The organism is Amycolatopsis thermoflava N1165 (assembly GCF_000473265.1).
Classification (GTDB): Bacteria; Actinomycetota; Actinomycetes; order Mycobacteriales; family Pseudonocardiaceae; genus Amycolatopsis_E; species Amycolatopsis_E thermoflava.
In genome coordinates, this window is the sequence record NZ_KI421511.1 from 19,182 (window position 1) to 36,961 (window position 17,780).

20 protein-coding genes and 1 pseudogene are annotated in these 17,780 nt (G+C 72.4%); 9 read left to right on the forward strand and 12 right to left on the reverse strand.

Annotated elements, in window-relative coordinates; all coding sequences use genetic code 11:
• Positions 1 to 40: 40 nt before the first annotated feature.
• Entirely contained in the window at positions 41 to 661 is a 621-nt protein-coding gene (locus tag AMYTH_RS0100090; protein ID WP_027928574.1) for a TetR/AcrR family transcriptional regulator, read from the reverse strand.
• Between the two features lie 76 nt (positions 662 to 737).
• Here AMYTH_RS0100090 and AMYTH_RS43325 point away from each other — a divergent pair.
• Positions 738 to 1,557 (forward strand): annotated as a pseudogene (locus AMYTH_RS43325) (oxygenase MpaB family protein).
• Here AMYTH_RS43325 and AMYTH_RS0100100 read toward each other — a convergent pair.
• On the reverse strand, positions 1,499 to 2,008 hold the full coding sequence (locus AMYTH_RS0100100; protein WP_027928575.1) for an Lrp/AsnC family transcriptional regulator: 510 nt from the start codon (positions 2,006 to 2,008) through the stop codon (positions 1,499 to 1,501). The pseudogene AMYTH_RS43325 and the gene AMYTH_RS0100100 overlap by 59 nt on opposite strands.
• 93 nt (positions 2,009 to 2,101) lie before the next feature.
• Here AMYTH_RS0100100 and AMYTH_RS0100105 point away from each other — a divergent pair, with 93 nt between their 5' ends.
• Both AMYTH_RS0100105 and AMYTH_RS0100110 read left to right on the forward strand, forming a co-directional pair.
• On the forward strand, positions 2,102 to 2,935 hold the full coding sequence (locus AMYTH_RS0100105; protein WP_027928576.1) for an LLM class flavin-dependent oxidoreductase: 834 nt from the start codon (positions 2,102 to 2,104) through the stop codon (positions 2,933 to 2,935).
• Complete coding sequence (locus AMYTH_RS0100110; RefSeq protein WP_027928577.1) at positions 2,935 to 3,366, forward strand: nucleoside deaminase; 432 nt, start codon at positions 2,935 to 2,937, stop codon at positions 3,364 to 3,366. Before AMYTH_RS0100105 ends, AMYTH_RS0100110 begins: the two co-directional genes overlap by 1 nt.
• On the opposite strand, the gene AMYTH_RS0100115 is transcribed toward AMYTH_RS0100110, so the two are convergent.
• The 3 genes from AMYTH_RS0100115 to AMYTH_RS0100125 form a co-directional block, all read right to left on the reverse strand.
• A complete protein-coding gene (locus AMYTH_RS0100115; RefSeq protein WP_027928578.1) occupies positions 3,357 to 4,469 on the reverse strand; it encodes an MAB_1171c family putative transporter in 1,113 nt (370 codons plus the stop codon). The genes AMYTH_RS0100110 and AMYTH_RS0100115 overlap by 10 nt on opposite strands.
• 151 nt (positions 4,470 to 4,620) lie before the next feature.
• On the reverse strand, positions 4,621 to 5,121 hold the full coding sequence (locus tag AMYTH_RS0100120) for a hypothetical protein (RefSeq protein ID WP_027928579.1): 501 nt from the start codon (positions 5,119 to 5,121) through the stop codon (positions 4,621 to 4,623).
• A 59-nt stretch (positions 5,122 to 5,180) separates the two neighbouring features.
• Positions 5,181 to 5,627, reverse strand: a complete 447-nt coding sequence (locus tag AMYTH_RS0100125; protein ID WP_027928580.1) for a hypothetical protein — start codon at positions 5,625 to 5,627, stop codon at positions 5,181 to 5,183.
• A 363-nt stretch (positions 5,628 to 5,990) separates the two neighbouring features.
• Here AMYTH_RS0100125 and AMYTH_RS0100130 point away from each other — a divergent pair, with 363 nt between their 5' ends.
• Together AMYTH_RS0100130 and AMYTH_RS0100135 are read left to right on the forward strand one after the other, a co-directional pair.
• Complete coding sequence (locus AMYTH_RS0100130) at positions 5,991 to 7,061, forward strand: Gfo/Idh/MocA family protein (protein ID WP_051362439.1); 1,071 nt, start codon at positions 5,991 to 5,993, stop codon at positions 7,059 to 7,061.
• A gap of 49 nt (positions 7,062 to 7,110) precedes the next feature.
• On the forward strand, positions 7,111 to 8,367 hold the full coding sequence (locus tag AMYTH_RS0100135) for an ROK family protein (RefSeq protein ID WP_027928582.1): 1,257 nt from the start codon (positions 7,111 to 7,113) through the stop codon (positions 8,365 to 8,367).
• Positions 8,368 to 8,684: 317 nt separating this feature from the next.
• On the opposite strand, the gene AMYTH_RS0100140 is transcribed toward AMYTH_RS0100135, so the two are convergent.
• Genes AMYTH_RS0100140 through AMYTH_RS0100150 form a run of 3 tightly spaced genes read right to left on the reverse strand, consistent with a single transcriptional unit; the run spans position 8,685 to position 10,014 of the window.
• On the reverse strand, positions 8,685 to 8,885 hold the full coding sequence (locus AMYTH_RS0100140; protein ID WP_017983196.1) for a cold-shock protein: 201 nt from the start codon (positions 8,883 to 8,885) through the stop codon (positions 8,685 to 8,687).
• A 29-nt stretch (positions 8,886 to 8,914) separates the two neighbouring features.
• Entirely contained in the window at positions 8,915 to 9,118 is a 204-nt protein-coding gene (locus AMYTH_RS0100145) for a hypothetical protein (RefSeq protein WP_017983195.1), read from the reverse strand.
• Complete coding sequence (locus AMYTH_RS0100150; RefSeq protein ID WP_037322066.1) at positions 9,115 to 10,014, reverse strand: acyl-CoA desaturase; 900 nt, start codon at positions 10,012 to 10,014, stop codon at positions 9,115 to 9,117. The genes AMYTH_RS0100145 and AMYTH_RS0100150 overlap by 4 nt, the downstream gene beginning before the upstream one ends.
• Before the next feature lie 223 nt (positions 10,015 to 10,237).
• Between AMYTH_RS0100150 and AMYTH_RS0100155 the strand changes: the two genes are divergently transcribed.
• The 3 genes from AMYTH_RS0100155 to AMYTH_RS0100165 all read left to right on the forward strand — a co-directional run bounded on the left by AMYTH_RS0100155 (position 10,238) and on the right by AMYTH_RS0100165 (position 12,310).
• Positions 10,238 to 11,332, forward strand: a complete 1,095-nt coding sequence (locus AMYTH_RS0100155) for a glycosyltransferase (protein ID WP_027928584.1) — start codon at positions 10,238 to 10,240, stop codon at positions 11,330 to 11,332.
• Between the two features lie 45 nt (positions 11,333 to 11,377).
• Positions 11,378 to 11,620, forward strand: a complete 243-nt coding sequence (locus AMYTH_RS0100160) for a DUF2630 family protein (RefSeq protein ID WP_027928585.1) — start codon at positions 11,378 to 11,380, stop codon at positions 11,618 to 11,620.
• Positions 11,621 to 11,692: 72 nt separating this feature from the next.
• Positions 11,693 to 12,310, forward strand: a complete 618-nt coding sequence (locus tag AMYTH_RS0100165; RefSeq protein ID WP_027928586.1) for an FMN reductase — start codon at positions 11,693 to 11,695, stop codon at positions 12,308 to 12,310.
• Here AMYTH_RS0100165 and AMYTH_RS0100170 read toward each other — a convergent pair.
• Genes AMYTH_RS0100170 through AMYTH_RS0100185 form a run of 4 tightly spaced genes read right to left on the reverse strand, consistent with a single transcriptional unit; the run spans position 12,294 to position 16,654 of the window.
• A complete protein-coding gene (locus tag AMYTH_RS0100170; RefSeq protein WP_027928587.1) occupies positions 12,294 to 13,454 on the reverse strand; it encodes an acyl-CoA dehydrogenase family protein in 1,161 nt (386 codons plus the stop codon). The two genes, AMYTH_RS0100165 and AMYTH_RS0100170, sit on opposite strands and share 17 nt — an antisense overlap.
• A 14-nt stretch (positions 13,455 to 13,468) precedes the next feature.
• Entirely contained in the window at positions 13,469 to 14,971 is a 1,503-nt protein-coding gene (locus AMYTH_RS0100175) for a 3-hydroxyacyl-CoA dehydrogenase (RefSeq protein WP_037322068.1), read from the reverse strand.
• Positions 14,968 to 15,723, reverse strand: coding sequence for a 3-oxoadipate--succinyl-CoA transferase (locus AMYTH_RS0100180; protein WP_027928589.1), 756 nt, complete (start codon positions 15,721 to 15,723; stop codon positions 14,968 to 14,970). The genes AMYTH_RS0100175 and AMYTH_RS0100180 overlap by 4 nt, the downstream gene beginning before the upstream one ends.
• Position 15,724: 1 nt before the next feature.
• Positions 15,725 to 16,654 (reverse strand): CoA transferase subunit A, encoded by a 930-nt coding sequence (locus AMYTH_RS0100185; protein ID WP_027928590.1) that lies wholly within the window; start codon positions 16,652 to 16,654, stop codon positions 15,725 to 15,727.
• A gap of 107 nt (positions 16,655 to 16,761) precedes the next feature.
• Between AMYTH_RS0100185 and AMYTH_RS0100190 the strand changes: the two genes are divergently transcribed.
• On the forward strand, positions 16,762 to 17,655 hold the full coding sequence (locus AMYTH_RS0100190) for a LysR family transcriptional regulator (protein WP_027928591.1): 894 nt from the start codon (positions 16,762 to 16,764) through the stop codon (positions 17,653 to 17,655).
• Positions 17,656 to 17,780 lie beyond the last annotated feature (125 nt).

Sequence of the window (17,780 nt, forward strand, 5' to 3'; positions counted from 1 at the left end):
TCCCGACGATAGCCCATTAGCGATCGTTAGGTAATGGCTCTCAGGCGATCTTCGACACGGCGAGGAAGACCTCGGTGCAGTGCTCCACGAGGTCCTCTTCGGACAGTTCGAGGTTGCCGTCCAGCCAGGAGGTCAGCGCTTGGGAGAGCCCGCCGACCAGCATCTCGGCCAGCAGGTCCAGCCGCGCCGTGGAGGGCATCCCGTAGAACTCGCGGGCCTGCAGCCCGAGCAGTCCGGCGAACCACCGCGCGGACGCGGCGCGCCGCTCGGCCAGCACGGTGTTGTCCAGGCTGGGGGAGAAGAGCAGGAAGCCCTTGCGCGGGTCCTCGGCGATCGTGCGCACCAGGCGGCTCAGCCCGGCGTGGGTCTTGGCGCGCGCGTCGCCGGGGGCGGACTGGACGGCCTCCAGGGTTCTGGCCGCGATGCCCTCGACCACGGAGTCGTACACCGCGACCGCCAGCGCGTCCCGGTCGGCGAAGTTCTCGTAGAAGTACCGCGCCGCCAGCCCGGCCTGGCGGCACACGCCCCGCACGGTCAGGTTCCGGTCGCCATCGCGCGCGCCGAGGAGTTCCAGGCCGGCCTCGACGAGCTGGGCGCGGCGCTCGGCCTGCCGGTCCTCGCCGGCGACGCCGCCGTAGGTGCGCAGCGATGTCGATTCCATGCCCCCATCTTGACAGGTGCGCACCGGTGGCGCTCCAATATCTGCGAACGCCCGTGAGCAGAATTGGAGACCAACGATGGCCCAGGCTGCCGCCACCCGCCTCGATGACGCGATGATCGGGGCCGGCCTGCTGGCCGGGGCCGCGAACGTGATCATGCAGCTCGCGCACCCCTCCGTCGGCTACGGCGTGTACGAGAGCCGGGTGGACAGCGGGAACCTGTTCAAGCACCCGGTCAAGCGGAGCCGGACCACGGTCACCTACCTGGCCGTCGCCGCGCTGGGCACCGACGCGGAGCGCAAGGCCTACCGCAAGGCTGTGAACGCCTCGCACGCGCAGGTCCGCTCGACGCCGTCCAGCCCGGTGTCCTACAACGCCTTCGACCCGAAGCTGCAACTGTGGGTCGCCGCGTGTCTGTACCGCGGGTTCGAGGACATCTACGAGGCGTTCATCGGGCCGCTGACCCCCGAGCAGACCGAGGAGATCTACCGCAACTCCGCGCGGCTGGGCACGACGCTGCAGGTCAAGGAGGACATGTGGCCCGCCGACCGGCAGGCCTTCGAGGAGTACTGGATCGAGGCGCTGGCCGAGATCTCGATCGACGACACCGTGCGGCAGCACCTGCTCGACATCGCCGACCTGAAGTTCCTGCCCGGCTTCGTCAGCCGCACGCTGGGGCCGGTCAACCGGTTCGTCACCACCGGGTTCCTGCCCCAGCCGCTTCCGCGAGGAGATGAAGCTCGACTGGACGCCGCGCGACCAGCGCCGGTTCGAGCGGGTGCTCAAGGCGGTCGGGCTGGGGGTGCGCCTGTCGCCGAAGCCGTTGCGGGAGTTCCCGTTCAACGCCTACCTCTGGGACCTCCGCCGCCGGATGCGCTCGGGGCGGCCGCTGGTCTGACCGGCGGCGGGCCGGCGGGACCGCGCGCGGGCAGCGTCCGCCGGTACACCACGCTCGTCGTCGTGCTGCCGAACTGCGCCAGCTGGTCCGCGACCTCCTCCAGGTGCTCCATCGAGGCGGCCGCGACCTTCAGCGTGTAGCAGTCGTCGCCGGTGGTGCGCAGGCACTCCAGGATCTCGCAGCGCTCGGCGAGCAGCCGGTGCAGCGGCTCGTGCCTGCTGCCCGGGTACTTCAGCCGCACCACGGCGAGCACCGGGTACCCGACCTTGCCGAGGTCGACCTCCGCGCGGTACCCGGTGATCACCCCTGACGCTTCGAGCCGCTTGACCCGTTCGGTCGTCGCGGAGGCGCTGAGGTTGACCCGGCGGGCCAGCTCGGTCAGCGGCACGCGGCCGTCCCGCTGCAGCTCGGTGAGGATCGCCCAGTCGGTCGCATCGAGAGTCTCGGTCATACGCCGAAAATACCGGGAGATCCACGGGAGACGGCCGGGAAGACCGGAAGGAATCGGTGTGCGGGCCGGTGATCGCTGCCTAACCTGGATGCCGTGCGAATCGGTGTGAATGTTCCGAACTTCGGCCCCGGCACGGATCCGGGGGTGCTGCGCGACTGGGGCCGGACGGTCGAAGGGCTGGGTTACGACCTGCTGATGGTGTCCGACCACGTGGCGCTCACGGCGGACGTGGCCGAGCAGTACCCGGCGCCGTTCTACGAGCCGTTCACGACGTTGTCCTGGCTGGCCGGCGTGACCGAGCGGATCCGGCTCGGCACCACGGTGCTCGTCCTGCCCTACCGGCACCCGTTGCTGACCGCGCGCATGGCCGCGAACCTGAACGCCCTCAGCGGTGGGCGGCTGGTGCTCGGCGTCGGGGTCGGCTGGGCGCGCCAGGAGTTCGCGGCCCTGGGCGTGCCGTTCGAGCGGCGCGGCGCGCTGACCGACGAGTACCTCGACGCGCTGCGCGAGGCGTGGGCCGATCCCGGTTACCGCACCGCGCAGATCCCGTTGTGGATCGGCGGGAACAGCCCGGCGGCCATGCGGCGGGCGGTGCGGCGGGGCGAGCCCTGGCACCCGCTGCGGTTCGCGCCCGAGTGGTTCCGGTCGGCGACCGGGACGCTCAAGGCCTTGGCCGACGAGGCGGGACAGCCGGTGCCCCCGTTGGTGCCGCGGATCGTGCTGCGCCTGACCAGCCGGCCGGTCACCGGGGAGCGGCTGGCCGGTGAGGGCACCATCGAGCAGATCGTGGCCGACATCGAAGAGTTGCGGGTGCTGGGCGCGGAGACCGTGGTGCTCGACCCGTTCAGTGGTGACCCGGCGGAGACGTTGCGGCCTCAGGCCGCCTGGCAGGCGCTGGCGACCGTCCGCGCCCATCTGGAGGGCTGATGTCCGACGACGACAAGTACCTGCGGCGCGCGATCGAGCTGGCCGGCGAGGCCCGCGCGTCGGGCAACCCGCCGTTCGGCTCGCTGCTGGTCGGTCCCGACGGGCGGATCCTCGCCGAGGACCGCAACACGACGATCACCGACCGGGACATCTCCGCCCACCCCGAGCAGAAACTCGCTCGCTGGGCGGCGCGCGAGCTGGACCCGGAGACGGCGGCGTGCACCACGATGTACACCAGCTGCCAGCCGTGCGGGATGTGCACGGGCGCGCTGGCGCGGTCCGGGCTGGGACGCGTGGTGTTCGCGTTGTCCGGTGAGCAGCTGGAGAGCCTGAAGGAGCCGACCGCGCCCGTCGTGGCGAAGCCGGTGCCGCAGGAGGGCCCGTTCCTGTTCGAGGAGGCGCGCGTACCGGTGGAGGGCTACTACCGCTGAGTGAGCTCGGCGCCCGGCCGGAAGGACCGCACCAGGGCGGAGTCCTGGTGCTCGGCGAGGGTGAGCGCGAACCCGACCTCGTCGGCCCACTCCTCGCCCGAGCAGTCATCGCCCGGCGGCGTCGCCGTGCGCGGGCGCGTGCCGCGTAGTTTCGCCGCCTCCGCCAGCGGGAGCCAGCAGGCCGTGGCGAGGGCTTCGGAGCCGGCGTGGGCGCGGGCCGCGGCGAGCGTGGCCGGGGCGACGTAGTCCCGCAGGACCAGGACCGCGTCGCGGATCTCGATGACCCGGCGGTACAGCCGCAGGTCGCTGGCCCAGCGGCCGTTCTCCGGCAGGTGGACCTGCGGCACGGCCGCGACCAGCCGGCGCCACAACGGCTCCAGCCTGCGCAGGGTGCGGTGGTCGTTCACGGACCGGTGCAGCCGCAGCAGTTGCGGCAGGGCCGTGCCGAGCGCCATCACCCACGCGGTGATGGCGACGTTGAGCGGGAACGTCGCCGCCACCCACGGTGAGCGCGTGACCAGGTAGGCGGGCGCGACCAGGCCCCAGAACACGGTCGAGGACGCGAAGCCGGTGGTGAGCACGTACAGGCCGGCGCGCAGGGGGCGGGTCGTGGCGCGGCGGCCGTAGCGGGCGCACACGACCGCGGCGGGGCCGGTGCCCAGCACGTGCGCGAGGCAGAGCAGCAGCCAGAACAGGTCGAACCACGGTTTGTCGGCCGGGGTGACGCAGGCGGCCGTGGCGCCGGTGTTGAGCAGCAGCAGGGCGGCGCTCACCAGGGCGGCCGAGCCGTAGACCAGCAGCGGACGGCGGCGGGAGGCGGCGGCGAGGACGAAGTCGAGGATGAGCGCGGAGCTGACCACGCGCCAGACGTTGACCACGATGCCGCACGTGTCGCCGAGCCGGAGCGCGCGGTTGACCAGGCCGGTCACCGGGTCGAGGGCGACCGTGATCGAGGTGGCGAGGCTGGCGATCGCGATGAGCATGCGCCGCCGCGGAGGCGAGCGCCGGGCGGCCGGGGCGCGGATCAGCAGCGCGGCCCAGAGGAGGAGGGTGCCCGCGACGAGGAGGTCGGTGCCGGCGCCCTGCACGAGTGCCGGGTTCACGGGCTGCCTCCCCGGCGCGGGGCTGAGGGTCGCGGGCAGCTCCGTGCAGTGCCGGCCCGTGAGGCGGGGCCGACGTGCTGCTGCCGCGTGCTGCGCCCGTGACTTCGCACAGCACACCCTCGGTCCGGGAGAACCGCCGCCCGGGTCACTCTCACGTCCCGCGCAGGCCGAGCGCCGTTTCGAACTCGCGGAGCGCTCCGGTCGTCGTCCAGGTCGCGCGGGCCTGCGCGGCGGTCCGGATGAGGCTCGCGACCAGTTCCGCCTCCTGTTCCTCCTCCGTGGTGTACCCGGTGCGGGTCAGCAGCCGCTCGATCAGCTCCGGCGACAGGTCCGGCAGCACCCGCGCCAACGGGTGCGCCCCGCCACCGGCGCCGGTGTGGTCGCACAGCAGGTGGCCGATCTCGTGCAGCACGATGTGCTCGCGGTGCACCCGGCTCGTCTTCTCCTCGACGTAGATCACGTCCGCCGTCGCCAGCCGGATCCACGCCCCGCACGCGGACCCGCCGGACCCGGGCGGCAGCGTGCGCACGTGGATCGGGCGGCCGCGCCGCGCCGCGAGGGCGTCCACCAGCGCGGGCACCGAGAACGGCTGGGGCAGCGGCAGGCCGGCCACCAGGGCCTGGCACCGCCGCAGGTCGCGTCGCGTCACCATCGCGCTGCCGTCACCTCCGCTCGCGCGTCGTCCGCGAGCCGGCGCGGCGCCTGCCTGGTCTACGCGCCCGGCTCGTCCTCCGGCTGCTCGGCAGGCGGCCCGAGCCGCTCGATCTTGCGGGCCTCGGTGACCATGGCCAGCAGCGCGTCCAGGGTATCGTCGGACAGCCCGTCCGCGCGCAAGGCGATGGACCGGACCTTCTGGTTGCGCAGCGCCTGAGCCAGCTCGAGCTGGGCGTCGACGCGGGAGGTCACCGCGTCGTCCAGGAAGTACTCCGCGGGCACGCCGAAGAACGCGGCGAGCGTGCCCAGCGTTTCCTGCGTCAGGTTGCGCTTGCGGCCGCTGGCCAGTTCCCACAGGTACGTGCTCGACAGCGTCGCCCCCGTGCGCTCGCGGATCTGCGCCGCGAGCTTCGCGTACCCGGGCCTGCCCTCGGGGTAGAGGGTGGTGATCAGGTGCGTGATCTTGGCGGCGAGTGAGCCACCCTCCTGCCCGCCCTGGTCCATGGGGTTCCTCGTGCTCGAAGGGAGCGTCCGCTGAGGCGGACGGCCGGTGGTCGGCAGCCATTCTGAGTCAGCTGTGAGCCGTTGACAAACCGAGGTGTCCAGCCCCTATTCTGGCCCACGTCATCCGCTGAAGCGGATGTGCGGCCGGCGGGGCCTGGGGGCTCGCCGGCCTTTTTCGTGTCCGGATCCGTTCACCCTGCACGCCCCGCCCGGAAGCGGTTATGATGGTGGAGGCGTCGTTCTCCCAGTGACCCCCAGGCTGGTCGAGGACGACGCCCCTTTTTGCGGCTTGACTTTTGTTCACGGTATGCATTAGATGATTTCAGTAGTGCAGAAGACCTGTCGACAGGGGGAGAAGTGAGCATGCCGCTGCGGGCCGGGATCATCGGTGCCGGGTTCATCGGAGCCGTGCACGCCCGTGCGGTGCACACGCTGGGGCAGGACCTGGCCGCCGTGGCGGCGTCCACGCCCGCCCGCTCCCGGGAAGCAGCGGCAGAGCTGGGCGGGCGAGCCGCCGTCGACAGCGCCGAGGAACTGGCAGCCGCCCCGGACATCGACGTCGTCCACATCTGCACCCCGAACGCGCTGCACGCGCCGCTGACCCGCATCGCGCTCGACGCGGGCAAGCACGTCGTGCTGGAGAAGCCGGTCGGCACCAGCAGCGCCGAGGTCGCCGACCTCGTCCGGCGGTGGCGGGACACCGACCGGGTGGTCGCCGTCCCGTTCGCCTACCGCTTCTACCCGGTGGTGCGCGAGGTGCGGGACCGCGTGCGCGGCGGGCCGGTCCGGCTGATCCACGGCGTCTACCTGCAGGACTGGCTTTCCCGGGACAGCGACACGAACTGGCGCGTGCGGTCCGGGCTCGGTGGGCCGTCGCGCGCGTTCGGCGACATCGGGGTGCACTGGTGCGACCTGGCGGAGTTCGTCACCGGGCAGCGGATCGCGCGGGTGCACGCGGTGCTGCCCCGGGTCGTGCCGGTGCGGGCGGGCGTCGAGGTCGACACCGAGGACGCGGCGCTGCTGCAGTTCGAGACCGAGCAGGGCGTGTTCGGGTCGGCGGTGATCAGCCAGATCTCGCCGGGGCGGCGCAACCAGCTGCAGTTGCGGATCGACACGCCGGACACCGAGTACGCGTTCGACCAGCAGGAGCCGGAGGTTCTGTGGATGGGCGGGCGCGAGGAGACGCGGGTCCTGCACCGCGGCGACCCCGCACTCGGCCCGGACGCGACCTCCCGCAACCTCGTCCCGGCCGGCCACCCGCAGGGCTACCTGGACTCCTTCACCGGCTTCATCGCCGACGCCTACGCCGCGATGCGCGGCGAAAAGCCCGACGGCCTCCCGACACTGGCCGACGGCGCCCGCGCGACGGCGATCACCGAGGCGGTCCTGGACTCCGCCGCCCGCCGCGACTGGGTGGAGGTCACGCCCGGCTGAGCGCCGGGCCTGGTACGAATTTCCGGGTAGTGCGAGCGAAGGGACCCCCGTGACCGCAACCATCCCGTCCGACCAGCTCGACGATCTGGTCCTGGTGCTCGACCTGGTGCGCTCCGGCGCCGCGCGGACCCGGCCGGAGCTGGGCAGGCGGTCGGGCCTCGGGCGGACCGTCATCAGCCAGCGCGTCGGTCACCTGATGCGCGCCGGGCTGCTGGAGGACGGCGAGCTGGGGCCCTCCAGCGGCGGGCGCGCGCCGCGGGAGCTGCGGTTCTGCTCCGGCGCCGGGGTGATCCTCACCGCCGAGCTGGGCGCGACCAGCATCAGCGCCGGCCTCACCGACCTCGCCGGGAACCTGCTCGCGCAACGCACCGAGGCCTCCGACGTCGCCCGCGGTCCGGAACCCGTGCTCGCCCAGGTCGGCGCCCTCTTCGACGACCTGCTGGCCACCCGGCCGGACGCCCAGGTGTGGGGGGTGGGCATCGGGCTGCCGGGGCCGGTCGAGTTCGCCACCGGGCGACCCAGCGCCCCGCCGATCATGCCGGGCTGGGACGGCTACCCGGTGCGCGACCACTTCGCCCGGCGGCACAACGCGCCGGTGTGGGTGGACAACGAGGTGAACGCGATGACGCTCGGCGAGTTCCGGGCGGGCGCGGCGGCCGGGGCGCGCGACTACCTCTACGTCAAGATCGGCACCGGGATCGGCGCCGGGCTCATCTCCGGCGGCCACCTGCACCGCGGCAGCCAGGGATGCGCCGGCGACATCGGGCACACGGCGGCGCGCGCCGACACCTCCGTCGTGTGCCGGTGCGGCAACATCGGATGCCTGGAAGCGCTCGCCGGTGGCGCCGCGCTGGCCAGGGACGGCGAGGCCGCGGCGAAGGACGGCGGCAGCCCCATCCTGGCCGAGCGCCTCGCGGAGAACGGCGTGGTCACCGCGGAGGACGTGGCGTGGGCGGCGCAGAACGGCGACCGCGCGGCGCTGGAGCTGATCCAGCGCGCGGGACGGCTGATCGGCGACCAGCTGGCGATGCTGGTGAGCTTCTTCAACCCCTCGCTGCTGCTGATCGGCGGTGGTGTGGCCGGCGCGGGCGACCACCTGCTGGCCACGATCCGCGAGGTGATCTACGGGCGGTCCCTGCCGCTGGCGACGCGGGACCTGCGGATCGTGCGCTCGTCGCTGGGCGACCAGGCCGGGGTGGTGGGCGCCGCGTTCATGGTGCTGGACGAGCTGTTCACCCGCGACCGCTTGGCGAAGTGGATCGACGCGGGCACGCCGGCGGGGCTGCCGGACCTGACGGCCGCCTGACCGTCGCGGTCGTGAGCCCGCCGGAGGCGGCGGCGGGCCGGCGGAGCGGGTCTGGTGGCGGGCGGTGCTGCGTGAGTGGCGTGCCGGAGGCTGGTGCGCCTGCCGGACCGCGGGGCGGGTTGCGGGTGTGGCAGATGGTGGTCCGCTGGGGCGGGTGGGCTGCGGCGCGCGGGTGGCTGCGCCGGCCTGGCCGCGCGCGGGGTTGCCAGGCGGCGCTGGTGATCATTCTGCGCGAGCGGCAATGGACCGAGCGCCCCGCCAACGGCAACGGGCCGGTCCCCCGTGGGGAACCGGCCCGTTGAACAGTCGCGCGAAGGTCAGATGATGCTGACGCGGCTCGCCTGCGGGCCCTTGGCGCCCTGCGTGATCTCGAAGGTCACCTGCTGGTTCTCTTCAAGGCTGCGGAAGCCGTTGCCGTCGATCTCCGAGTAGTGGACGAAGACGTCCGGTCCGCTCTCCTGCGCGATGAAGCCGAAGCCCTTTTCGGCGTTGAACCATTTGACGGTGCCCTGTGCCATGTGTTTCTCCTTGATATTTTCTCTAACAATCAGAGCGCGGAGGCCGCGCTCTTCGTGGTCAGCCCGAGCATGGCGAGCAGCTCGCGGCAGTCGTGGACGTCCAGCGCGTGGTCGGCGACCGTGCGCGCGGCGCGGTGGTTGGCGATCGCCTCGTCCTGCGCCATCCGGGCCCGTGCCTCGGCGATCGGGCCGGTCTCGGGTTGCTGTTCGGAAGCGTGGCGAGCCCAGGTCATGACGATCCCTTCGACGGTGCGGACGACTTCACGGCCAGCCGGGCCAGCCGTTGCTCGGTGGGCCAGCGCACCTGCCAGGCCCAGCCGAGACGTTCGAATGCCCAGATGACCCGGGCGGACACGTCGATCTGCCCGCGGCGCACGCCGTGGCGGGCGCAGGTCGGGTCGGCGTGGTGGGAGTTGTGCCACGACTCGCCCATCGACAGGATCGCCAGCGGCCAGAAGTTGGCCGAGCGGTCGCGACTGGCGAACGGGCGGTCGCCGATCATGTGGCAGATCGAGTTCACCGACCACGTGACGTGATGCTGGAACGCCACCCGCGCGAGCCCGGCCCACAGGAACCCGGTGAGCGCGCCCCACCAGGACATCGTGGCGAGCCCGCCGATCAACGCAGGCAGCAGCACCGACAGCGAGACCCACAGCGGGAAAAGCCGGTCCACCGCACGGATGTCGGGGTCCGCGGCCAGATCCGGCGCGAACCGGTCCACATTGGTCCGGTCGCGGCCGAACAGCCAGCCCATGTGCGCGTGCCAGAAACCCTTGGCCAGCGCGGCAGGCGAGGTGCCGAACAGCCACGGCGAGTGCGGATCGCCCGCACGGTCGGAAAACGCGTGGTGGCGGCGGTGGTCGGCGACCCAGCCGATCACCGGTCCCTGCGCGGCCATGCTGCCCGCGATCGCCAGTGCGATCCGGAGTGGACGGTTCGCGCGGAACGCGCCGTGCGTGAAGTACCGGTGGTAGCCGATCGTGATGCCCAAAGTGGACACCGTGTAGAACGCGGCGGCGACGGCGAGGTCGAGCCAGCTCAGTCCCCAGCCCCAGAGCAGGGGAACGGCCGCGATCAGCGCGGCGAACGGGATGATCAGGAACGCCCGGATGACCACCATCTCGGTCATCGACGCTTGTTCCGACAGCAGGGGCTTTGGGCTCTTCCGGTCCGGGACGACGGAAGTGGGAGAGGTCAAAAAGGAAACTTCTCTCGTGGAGGATCAACCACGAAGGGCCAACCGAAGGGAACGAAACCGGCCCGGTTGCCAGCCTGCGAAAAACTCCCGACGAGAACGACCTTACCCCATCGGATCCGGTACGTCACGATTCCCGGGTGGGAAGCTGTTTTTCATGATCATCGTCGGCGTGGTCGCGCTGGTGGCCTGGCTGTGGCTGGCCGCCACCCGGTTCTGGCGCACTGACCAGCGGTTACCGCCCCGGCGGACGCCCGCCACGTGGCCCTCCGTGGCGGTCGTCGTGCCCGCCCGCGACGAGGCCGGGATCCTGCCGGAAACGCTGCCCGCGCTGCTCGCCCAGCGCTACCCCGGGCCGCTGCGGCTGATCCTCGTCGACGACGGCAGCGGCGACGGCACCGCCGACGTCGCACGCGGCCTGGGCGGCTGCCGCCTCACCGTCACCGCGCCGGGTGACCGGCCGCCCGGCTGGACCGGCAAGCTGTGGGCGCTCGCCCACGGCGTCGAGCAGGCGGGCGAGCCGGACTTCCTGCTGTTCACCGACGCCGACATCGCGCACGGCCCGGACTCGGTCACCGCGCTGGTCGAGGCCGCGGGGGAGCGCGATCTCGTGTCCCAGATGGCGCGCCTGCGCACCCGCACCGGCTGGGAGCGGCTGGTCGTTCCCGCTTTCGTGTACTTCTTCGCGATGCTCTACCCGTTCCGCCGGGTGAACGGTCCCGGCCGCACGGCCGCGGCGGCCGGCGGGTGCTGCCTCGTCCGGCGTGCCGCGCTGGAGCGGGCCGGGGGAGTGGCCGCCATCCGGGACGCGGTGATCGACGACGTCGCCCTCGGCAGGCTGCTCAAACGCGCCGGGGGCCGGATCTGGCTCGGCCTGGCCGGCGACGTGCGCAGCGTCCGGCCGTACCCGTCCCTGCGCTCGCTGTGGGACATGGTCGCGCGCAGCGCCTACACCCAGCTGCGGCACTCCCCGGCGCTGCTCGCCGGCACCGTGCTCGGCCTCGCGCTGGTGTTCCTCGCGCCCCCGGTCCTGACCCTCGCCGGCGCCGGCCCCGCACGTCTCCCCGCCCTCGCCGCGTGGCTGCTGATGACCCTCACCTACGTCCCGATGCTGCGCTACTACCGGCAGCCGTGGCCCGCGGCGCTGCTGCTGCCCGTCACGGCAACGCTGTACCTGCTGATGACCGTCGACTCGGCCGTGCGGCACCGGCGCGGGCACGGCGCGGCCTGGAAGGGCCGCAGTTACGGGTGATCGCGGGTACGGTCTGAAGCGGTTACCGGAACGAGGAGACACACCATGGCCGACCAGGACATCATCGCCAACATCGACAAGCTGATCGCGGAGGAGCACGAGCTGCGGTCGCGTTCGGTCGGCGACGGCCTGAGCGACGACGACCGCACCCGCATGCGCCGGGTCGAGGAGCAGCTGGACCAGTGCTGGGACCTGCTCCGCCAGCGCCGGGCCGCGCGCGAGTTCGGGGAGAACCCGGACCAGGCGCAGGCCCGCCCTGTCAGCGAGGTCGAGTCCTACCGCCAGTGATGGAATACCCGCCCTGCCCAGGCTGTTGTGCCGACTAGTTGAACGCACAACTACCTGAGCAGGGTGAGGTCCATGTCCCGCACACTCGTGGTCGTCTCGGCCGGCCTGAGCAGCCCTTCCTCGACGCGGCTGCTGGGTGACCGCCTGGCGCAGGCCGCCGCACGCGAGACCGGCGCCGCGATCGAGGTCGTCGAGCTGCGCGACCTCGCCACCGACATCGCGAACAACCTGGTCACCGGCTTCCCGAGCCCGAAGCTGGGGGACGCCGTCGAGACCGTGACCCGCGCCGACGGGCTGATCGTGGTGACGCCGATCTTCAACGCCTCCTACAGCGGCCTGTTCAAGTCGTTCTTCGACGTGATCGAGGCCGGCTCGCTGCAGGGCAAGCCGGTCCTCATCGCCGCGACCGCGGGCACCGCACGGCACTCGCTCGCGCTGGAGTTCGCGCTGCGGCCGCTGTTCGCCTACCTGCGCGCCGACGTCATGCCGACCGCCGTGTTCGCCGCGTCCGAGGACTGGGGCGCCTCCGACGGGCCGGACGGCGACCTGACCGCGCGCATCGAGCGCGCCGCCGGTGAGCTGGCCGCCGCGGTGAGCGGGCGGCCCGCCGCGCCTGCCGTGGCCGATGAGGACGAGTTCGTCCCCTTCGACCAGCAGCTGGCGCGCCTGGGCATCACGTCATCGCGTTGACGCCGGTCAGGTCCCGCCCGATGATCAGCTTCTGCACCTGGCTGGTGCCTTCGTAGAGGGTGAGCACGCGGGCGTCGCGGACGTACTTGCCGACCGGGTACTCGTCGATGAACCCGTACCCGCCGAACACCTGCAGGCAGTTGTTCGTCACGCGCACCGCGGTCTCGCTCGCGTGGTACTTCGCGGCCGAGGCGTCCGTGGCGTACTCCTTCGGCTTCATCCCGGCGTCGGCCATGCGGGCGACCTGGTGGGTGAGCAGCCGCGAGGCCTGCACGTCCACCGCGGCGTCCGCGAGCAGCTCCTGGACCAGCTGGAACGAGGCGATCGGCTTGCCGAACTGCTCCCGCTCGGTGGCGTAGCGGGTGGCGGCGTCCAGGGCGGCCTGCGCCACGCCGACCGCGCCCGCGGCCACCGAGATCCGGCCGCGCGACAGCGTGCCGAGCGCGATGCCGAGGCCCTTGTCGACCTCGCCCAGCCGCGCCGAATCGGGCACGCGCACGTTGTCGAAGGTCAGCTCGGCGGTCGCCTGGCCGCGCAGGCCGAGCTTGCCCTTGATCTCCGTCGCCGTGAAGCCGGGGGAGTCGGTGGGCACCAGGAACGCGGTGATGCCGCGGTCGCTGGTGCGCGCGAAGGTCAGCGCGACCTTCGCCCACGTGCCGTTGGTGATGAACATCTTGCTGCCGTTGATCACCCAGTCGCCGCCGTCGCGCTTGGCGCGGGTGCTCAGCGACCCGGCGTCGGAGCCGGTGCCAGGTTCGGTGAGGCCGAAGCAGCCCAGCGCCTCACCGCTGATCAGCCGCGGCAGCCACTCCTGCTTCTGCTCGTCGGTGCCGTGCGCGGCGATCGTCTTCGACACCAGGCCGAGCGACACCGACACGATCCCGCGCACCGCGGAGTCGCCACGGCCCAGCTCCTCGGTGACCAGGACGTAGGACAGCATGTCGGCGTCCACCCCGCCGTACCGCTCGTCCAGCGTCAGGCCGAGGAACCCCAGCTCACCGAGCCGCCGCACCACGGACTGGTCGACGTGCTCGGCGCGGTCCCACTCCCGGGCGTTGGGCGCGATCTCGGCGTCCACGAACTCCGCCGCCATCCGGCGGAAGTCGCGCTGGGTCTCGGTGAGACCGAAATCCCGTGCCAGCATTGGCTTTCTCCTCCTCAGACGTCTTCGGGCGCGGTGCCCGCGGCGGTCAGCGGCAGGCCGAGCTGCGCGCGTTCGGCCAGCCACCGCGTCGGGCGGTAGCGCGGGTCGCCGGTGGCCTCGTGCAGCGCGCGCTGCAGCGTGAGCAGCCGGGCCGGGCCGACCTCGTCGCCCCAGACCAGCGGGCCGCGCGGGTAGCCGAGCCCGAGCCGCACGCCCAGGTCGATGTCGGCGGGCGCGGCGATGCCCTGCTCGGCGATCGAGGCGGCGACCGAGACGATCGACGACACCAGCCGCTGCGCCACACCGCCTTCGACGTCCCGCACCACCGAGACCGCCTTGTCGCCGCGGGCCAGCACCGCGCGCGCGTCGCGGGCCGCGGCCGGGTCGGCGGCCGGGGTGATCGCCAGGACGCGGCGCGCGGTCCGGATCGACAGCGGGTCGACGCCGAAGGTCCGCTCCGGCGGCAGTCCCTGCGCGGCGATCGCGGTCGCCACCGTGGTGCCCCACGTGGTGACGAGCGCGACCGCGTCGCCGGTGAGCGTGTCGGCGACCTTCGCGCCGGCTTCGGTCAGCGCGGCGCGCAGCTCGTCGTCGTCCGTCCACACCGGACGATCCGCGTCGCCGGTGACGGGCTTCTCGGCGGGCTTTTCCGCGCCCTCGGTGTAGTCGAACCAGCCCTGCTTGGTCTTGCGGCCGTGCAGGCCCGCGGCGACCCGGTTCGGGGTCAGGAAGGACGCCCGCAGGCGGTCGGAGTAGCGGAACCCGGCCCAGATCGACTCGATCACGGTCGCCGTGACGTCCAGCCCGGTGAGGTCCATCAGCTCGAACGGGCCCATCTTCAGGCCCAGCACGTCACGTGCGATCCGGTCCAGCTCGGCAGGCTCGGCGGCCTGGCGCTCCAGGAGTGCGAGCGCCTCGGTGACGAGCCCGCGGCCGGCGTGGTTGATCAGGAAGCCCGGCGTGTCGGAGACGACGACCGCGCTGTGGCCGGTCTCCCGGACCAGCGCGGACACCGTCTCGACGACGTCCGGCCTGGTGCGTGCGCCGGGGATCACCTCGACGATCTTCATCAGCGGCGCCGGGTTGAAGAAGTGCAGCCCGACCAGGCGGGACGGGTCGGACAGCCGCGCCGCGATCTGCGTGACCGGCAGCGACGAGGTGTTCGTCGCGAACACCGTCGTGGCCGGCAGCGCCTGCTCCAGTTCGGTGAACAACGCGGCCTTGGTGTCCAGGTCCTCGCGGATCGCCTCGATCACCAGGTCCGCCTCGCCCGGCTGGGCGGGGGAGTCCAGCGGCACCAGGCGCGCGCCGATCGCGGCGGCCTCCTCGGCGGTGCTGCGGCCCTTCGCCACGGCCCGGTCGAGCATGCCGCGGATGAACTCCACGGCGTCGCCGACCGACTCCGGCCGGGCGTCGGCCAGCTCCACGGTGTGCCCGGCGGTCGCGGCCCACTGGGCGATCCCGCGGCCCATCACCCCGGTCCCGACGATCCTGATGCGCACGGTCCTCTCCTTCATCGCAGATACACCCGCTCCGGGTCGACATCTTCGCGCAGCAACCGTAGTTCGGCCTCGCTCGGCGGTTCGATCACCGTCAGGTCGCCGCCCACCTCCAGCGGCCAGCCGGTGCACTCGCGCGCCTGGTCCACGGTGACGCCCGGGTGCAGCGCGACCAGCTTCAGCTCCTCGCCGGGGCCGCTGCGCGCGAGGATGCCGAGTTCGGTGATCACCCTGGTGACGCCGAGCCCGGCCGGCCGCACACCGTCGCCGAGGGCGCGGTCGGGGCCGGGCGAGGTGCAGAAGTCCAGCTCGTCCACAAAGGACCGGGGGTCGTGGCGGCGCATCACCACGAACACCTCGCGCGAGTTCGCCATGACCTCCATCGCGCCGCCGGAACCGGGCAGCCGCACCTTCGGGGAGTGCCAGTCGCCGATCACCGAGGAGTTCAGGTTGCCCCAGCGGTCGATCTGCGCGGCGCCGAGGAACCCGACGTCGATGTGCCCGCCCTGCAGCACGTAGCCGAACAACGCGGGCATCGACAGCACCGCCTCGGCGCCGGTGATCAGCACCGCGTCGGCGATCGTCTCCGGCAGGTGCGACGGGTGCGCCCCGCACACGCCCGACTCGTAGACGATCTCCAGGTCCGGCGCGACGGTCAGGTGGGCCAGCGACGCGGCCAGCGTGGGCAGGCCGATGCCGGCGAACACCGTGCGCTTGCCGGCCAGTTCGCGGGAAGCGACCACGGACAGGACTTCGCTTGCTGTTGTCATGTCAGAGCCTCCGCCCGTAGTTCACCGGTTCGCTCATCGCCTCGCCGACCGCGAGGCCGGCCCAGAACTCCTCGCCCAGCTTGGCGACGTACTCGCCGTGGTCGGCCGTGCCGTGCACCCACTCCGCCATCCACGCGGCCAGTTTCTCCTTGTCCCTGCTGATGCCCGACCACGCGCGGTAGAAGGCGTTGTCGCGGTCGTAGTAGCCCTGCGCGAACGACGGGTGCGCCCCGCGCGGGACCTCGACCACCGCGTCGACGGCGTGCGCGGGCACGACCGTGCGGTTCGGGTCGGAGCGGACCACCTCGTCGGCCACGATCTCCTCTACCACGACGATCGCCTTGTCCGCGGCGAACACCGCCTCGGCCTGGACGCCGGTCAGGCCCCAGATCTGGGTGTTGCCCGCCCGGTCGGCGCGCTGGGCGTGGATGATCGTGACGTCCGGGTTGACCGGCGGGACGACGTAGATCTGCTCGTCGCCGTAGGGGGAGGCGACCTTGCGGATGGCCGGGTTGACGCCTGGCAGGTCGGAGCCCGCGTAGGAGCGCAGCGGGTAGAACGGCAGGCGCTGCGCGCCGGCGAGGTAGCGGCAGATCAGGCCGTAGTGGCTGTACTCCTCGAACTCCAGCGGCTCGGGGTCGGCGTGTTCGATCCGGCGCCGCAGCTCACCCAGCGACCCGGCGGAGGAGTTGCCGACGAACGACGACACCAGCTTGCGCACGCACCCGCCGGCGAGCATCTGGTCGACGACGATGTCCGCGGTCATCCGGACGACGGTGAGGTCGCGGCGGCCCTGGCGGATGATCTCGTGCCCGGCCGCGGTGGGGATGAGGTGCGTGAACCCCTCCAGCGCGACGGTGTCCCCGTCGTGCACGTAAGCCGCGACGGCGTCGCGCAGGCTCATCGTCTTGTCCGGACCCGGGCGGGGCATCGTCGCGCTCCTGTGCTGCTCGTGGATGGGGCGGTCTTCACCGTGCCACCGAGATTGATTAGTGTCCAATACCGAATCAGAGTCAGATCAAGACGGAGCTGGTAATAATGGAGCTGCGTTACCTCACGTCCTTCCTGGCCGTGGCTGAGGAGCTGCACTTCGGGCGCGCCGCCAAGCGGCTGCAGATGGCGCAGCCGCCGCTGTCGCAGCAGATCCGGCAGCTGGAGAAGGAGCTGGGGGTCCAGCTGTTCGAGCGCAACACCCGCTCGGTGCGGCTGACCAGCGCGGGGGAGTCGTTCCTCGGGCCGGTCCGGCGGGTGATGGAGGACCTGGACATCGCGACGAAGGCGGCGCGAGCGGCGGGCCGGGGCGAGTACGGGCGCGTGACGGTGGGGTTCGCGGGCGCGTCCAGCCACGAGAGCCTGCCGCTGCTGACCCGCGCCGTACGGGCCGCGCATCCGGGGCTGGAACTGGTGATGCGCGGCCAGACGTACGCGAACGTGGCGCTGGCGCGCGTCGCGGACGGCTCGCTGGACCTGGGGTTCGTGCGGCTGCCGATCACCCAGCCCGGCGTCGAGGCGCGGGTGATCGACGAGGAGGAGATGATCTGCGCGCTGCCGTCGGACCATCCCCTGGCGCGGCTGGACAAGGTGCCGGTCGAGGCGCTGGCGGAGGAGGCGTTCGTCAGCTTCCCGGCCAACGCGGGGTCCAGCGTGCGGGACGCGACGGTGCGGGTGTGCGTGTCGGCCGGGTTCAACCCGCGCGTGGTGCAGGAGGCGCCGGACTCGTACACGATCCTCGCGCTGGTGGCCGCCGGGGTCGGGGTGACGTTGACGGTGTCGTCGTGTCAGCACATCCAGCAGACGGGGCTGGCGTACCGGCCGCTGGCGGGGGAGCCGGTGCGGTTGCAGGCCGCGCTGGCCTGGCGGCCGGACAACCCGTCGGCGGCGTTGCGGACGGTGCTGGCGATCGCGGAGCAGGCGTTGCCTACGCCTGCTTAGCGGTTCTGGCGGATCGGGTGTTCCTCGAATCGGCGCCGGCAGCGGATTTCCCAGCGGGTCCGCGGGCGTCAGAACTTGTGCGGCAGGGCGGTGTTTTGCTCGACCACCCCGTGGTGGACGCCAGG

Coding starts and splice junctions, on each gene's coding strand:
- AMYTH_RS0100090 (WP_027928574.1), bottom strand. CDS start 661: ATGGAATCGACATCGCTGCGCACCTACGGCGGCGTCGCCGGCGAGGAC.
- AMYTH_RS0100100 (WP_027928575.1), bottom strand. CDS start 2,008: ATGACCGAGACTCTCGATGCGACCGACTGGGCGATCCTCACCGAGCTG.
- AMYTH_RS0100110 (WP_027928577.1), top strand. CDS start 2,935: ATGTCCGACGACGACAAGTACCTGCGGCGCGCGATCGAGCTGGCCGGC.
- AMYTH_RS0100120 (WP_027928579.1), bottom strand. CDS start 5,121: ATGGTGACGCGACGCGACCTGCGGCGGTGCCAGGCCCTGGTGGCCGGC.
- AMYTH_RS0100125 (WP_027928580.1), bottom strand. CDS start 5,627: ATGGACCAGGGCGGGCAGGAGGGTGGCTCACTCGCCGCCAAGATCACG.
- AMYTH_RS0100130 (WP_051362439.1), top strand. CDS start 5,991: ATGCCGCTGCGGGCCGGGATCATCGGTGCCGGGTTCATCGGAGCCGTG.
- AMYTH_RS0100140 (WP_017983196.1), bottom strand. CDS start 8,885: ATGGCACAGGGCACCGTCAAATGGTTCAACGCCGAAAAGGGCTTCGGC.
- AMYTH_RS0100145 (WP_017983195.1), bottom strand. CDS start 9,118: ATGACCTGGGCTCGCCACGCTTCCGAACAGCAACCCGAGACCGGCCCG.
- AMYTH_RS0100150 (WP_037322066.1), bottom strand. CDS start 10,014: ATGACCGAGATGGTGGTCATCCGGGCGTTCCTGATCATCCCGTTCGCC.
- AMYTH_RS0100155 (WP_027928584.1), top strand. CDS start 10,238: ATGATCATCGTCGGCGTGGTCGCGCTGGTGGCCTGGCTGTGGCTGGCC.
- AMYTH_RS0100160 (WP_027928585.1), top strand. CDS start 11,378: ATGGCCGACCAGGACATCATCGCCAACATCGACAAGCTGATCGCGGAG.
- AMYTH_RS0100165 (WP_027928586.1), top strand. CDS start 11,693: ATGTCCCGCACACTCGTGGTCGTCTCGGCCGGCCTGAGCAGCCCTTCC.
- AMYTH_RS0100170 (WP_027928587.1), bottom strand. CDS start 13,454: ATGCTGGCACGGGATTTCGGTCTCACCGAGACCCAGCGCGACTTCCGC.
- AMYTH_RS0100175 (WP_037322068.1), bottom strand. CDS start 14,971: ATGAAGGAGAGGACCGTGCGCATCAGGATCGTCGGGACCGGGGTGATG.
- AMYTH_RS0100180 (WP_027928589.1), bottom strand. CDS start 15,723: ATGACAACAGCAAGCGAAGTCCTGTCCGTGGTCGCTTCCCGCGAACTG.
- AMYTH_RS0100185 (WP_027928590.1), bottom strand. CDS start 16,654: ATGCCCCGCCCGGGTCCGGACAAGACGATGAGCCTGCGCGACGCCGTC.
- AMYTH_RS0100190 (WP_027928591.1), top strand. CDS start 16,762: ATGGAGCTGCGTTACCTCACGTCCTTCCTGGCCGTGGCTGAGGAGCTG.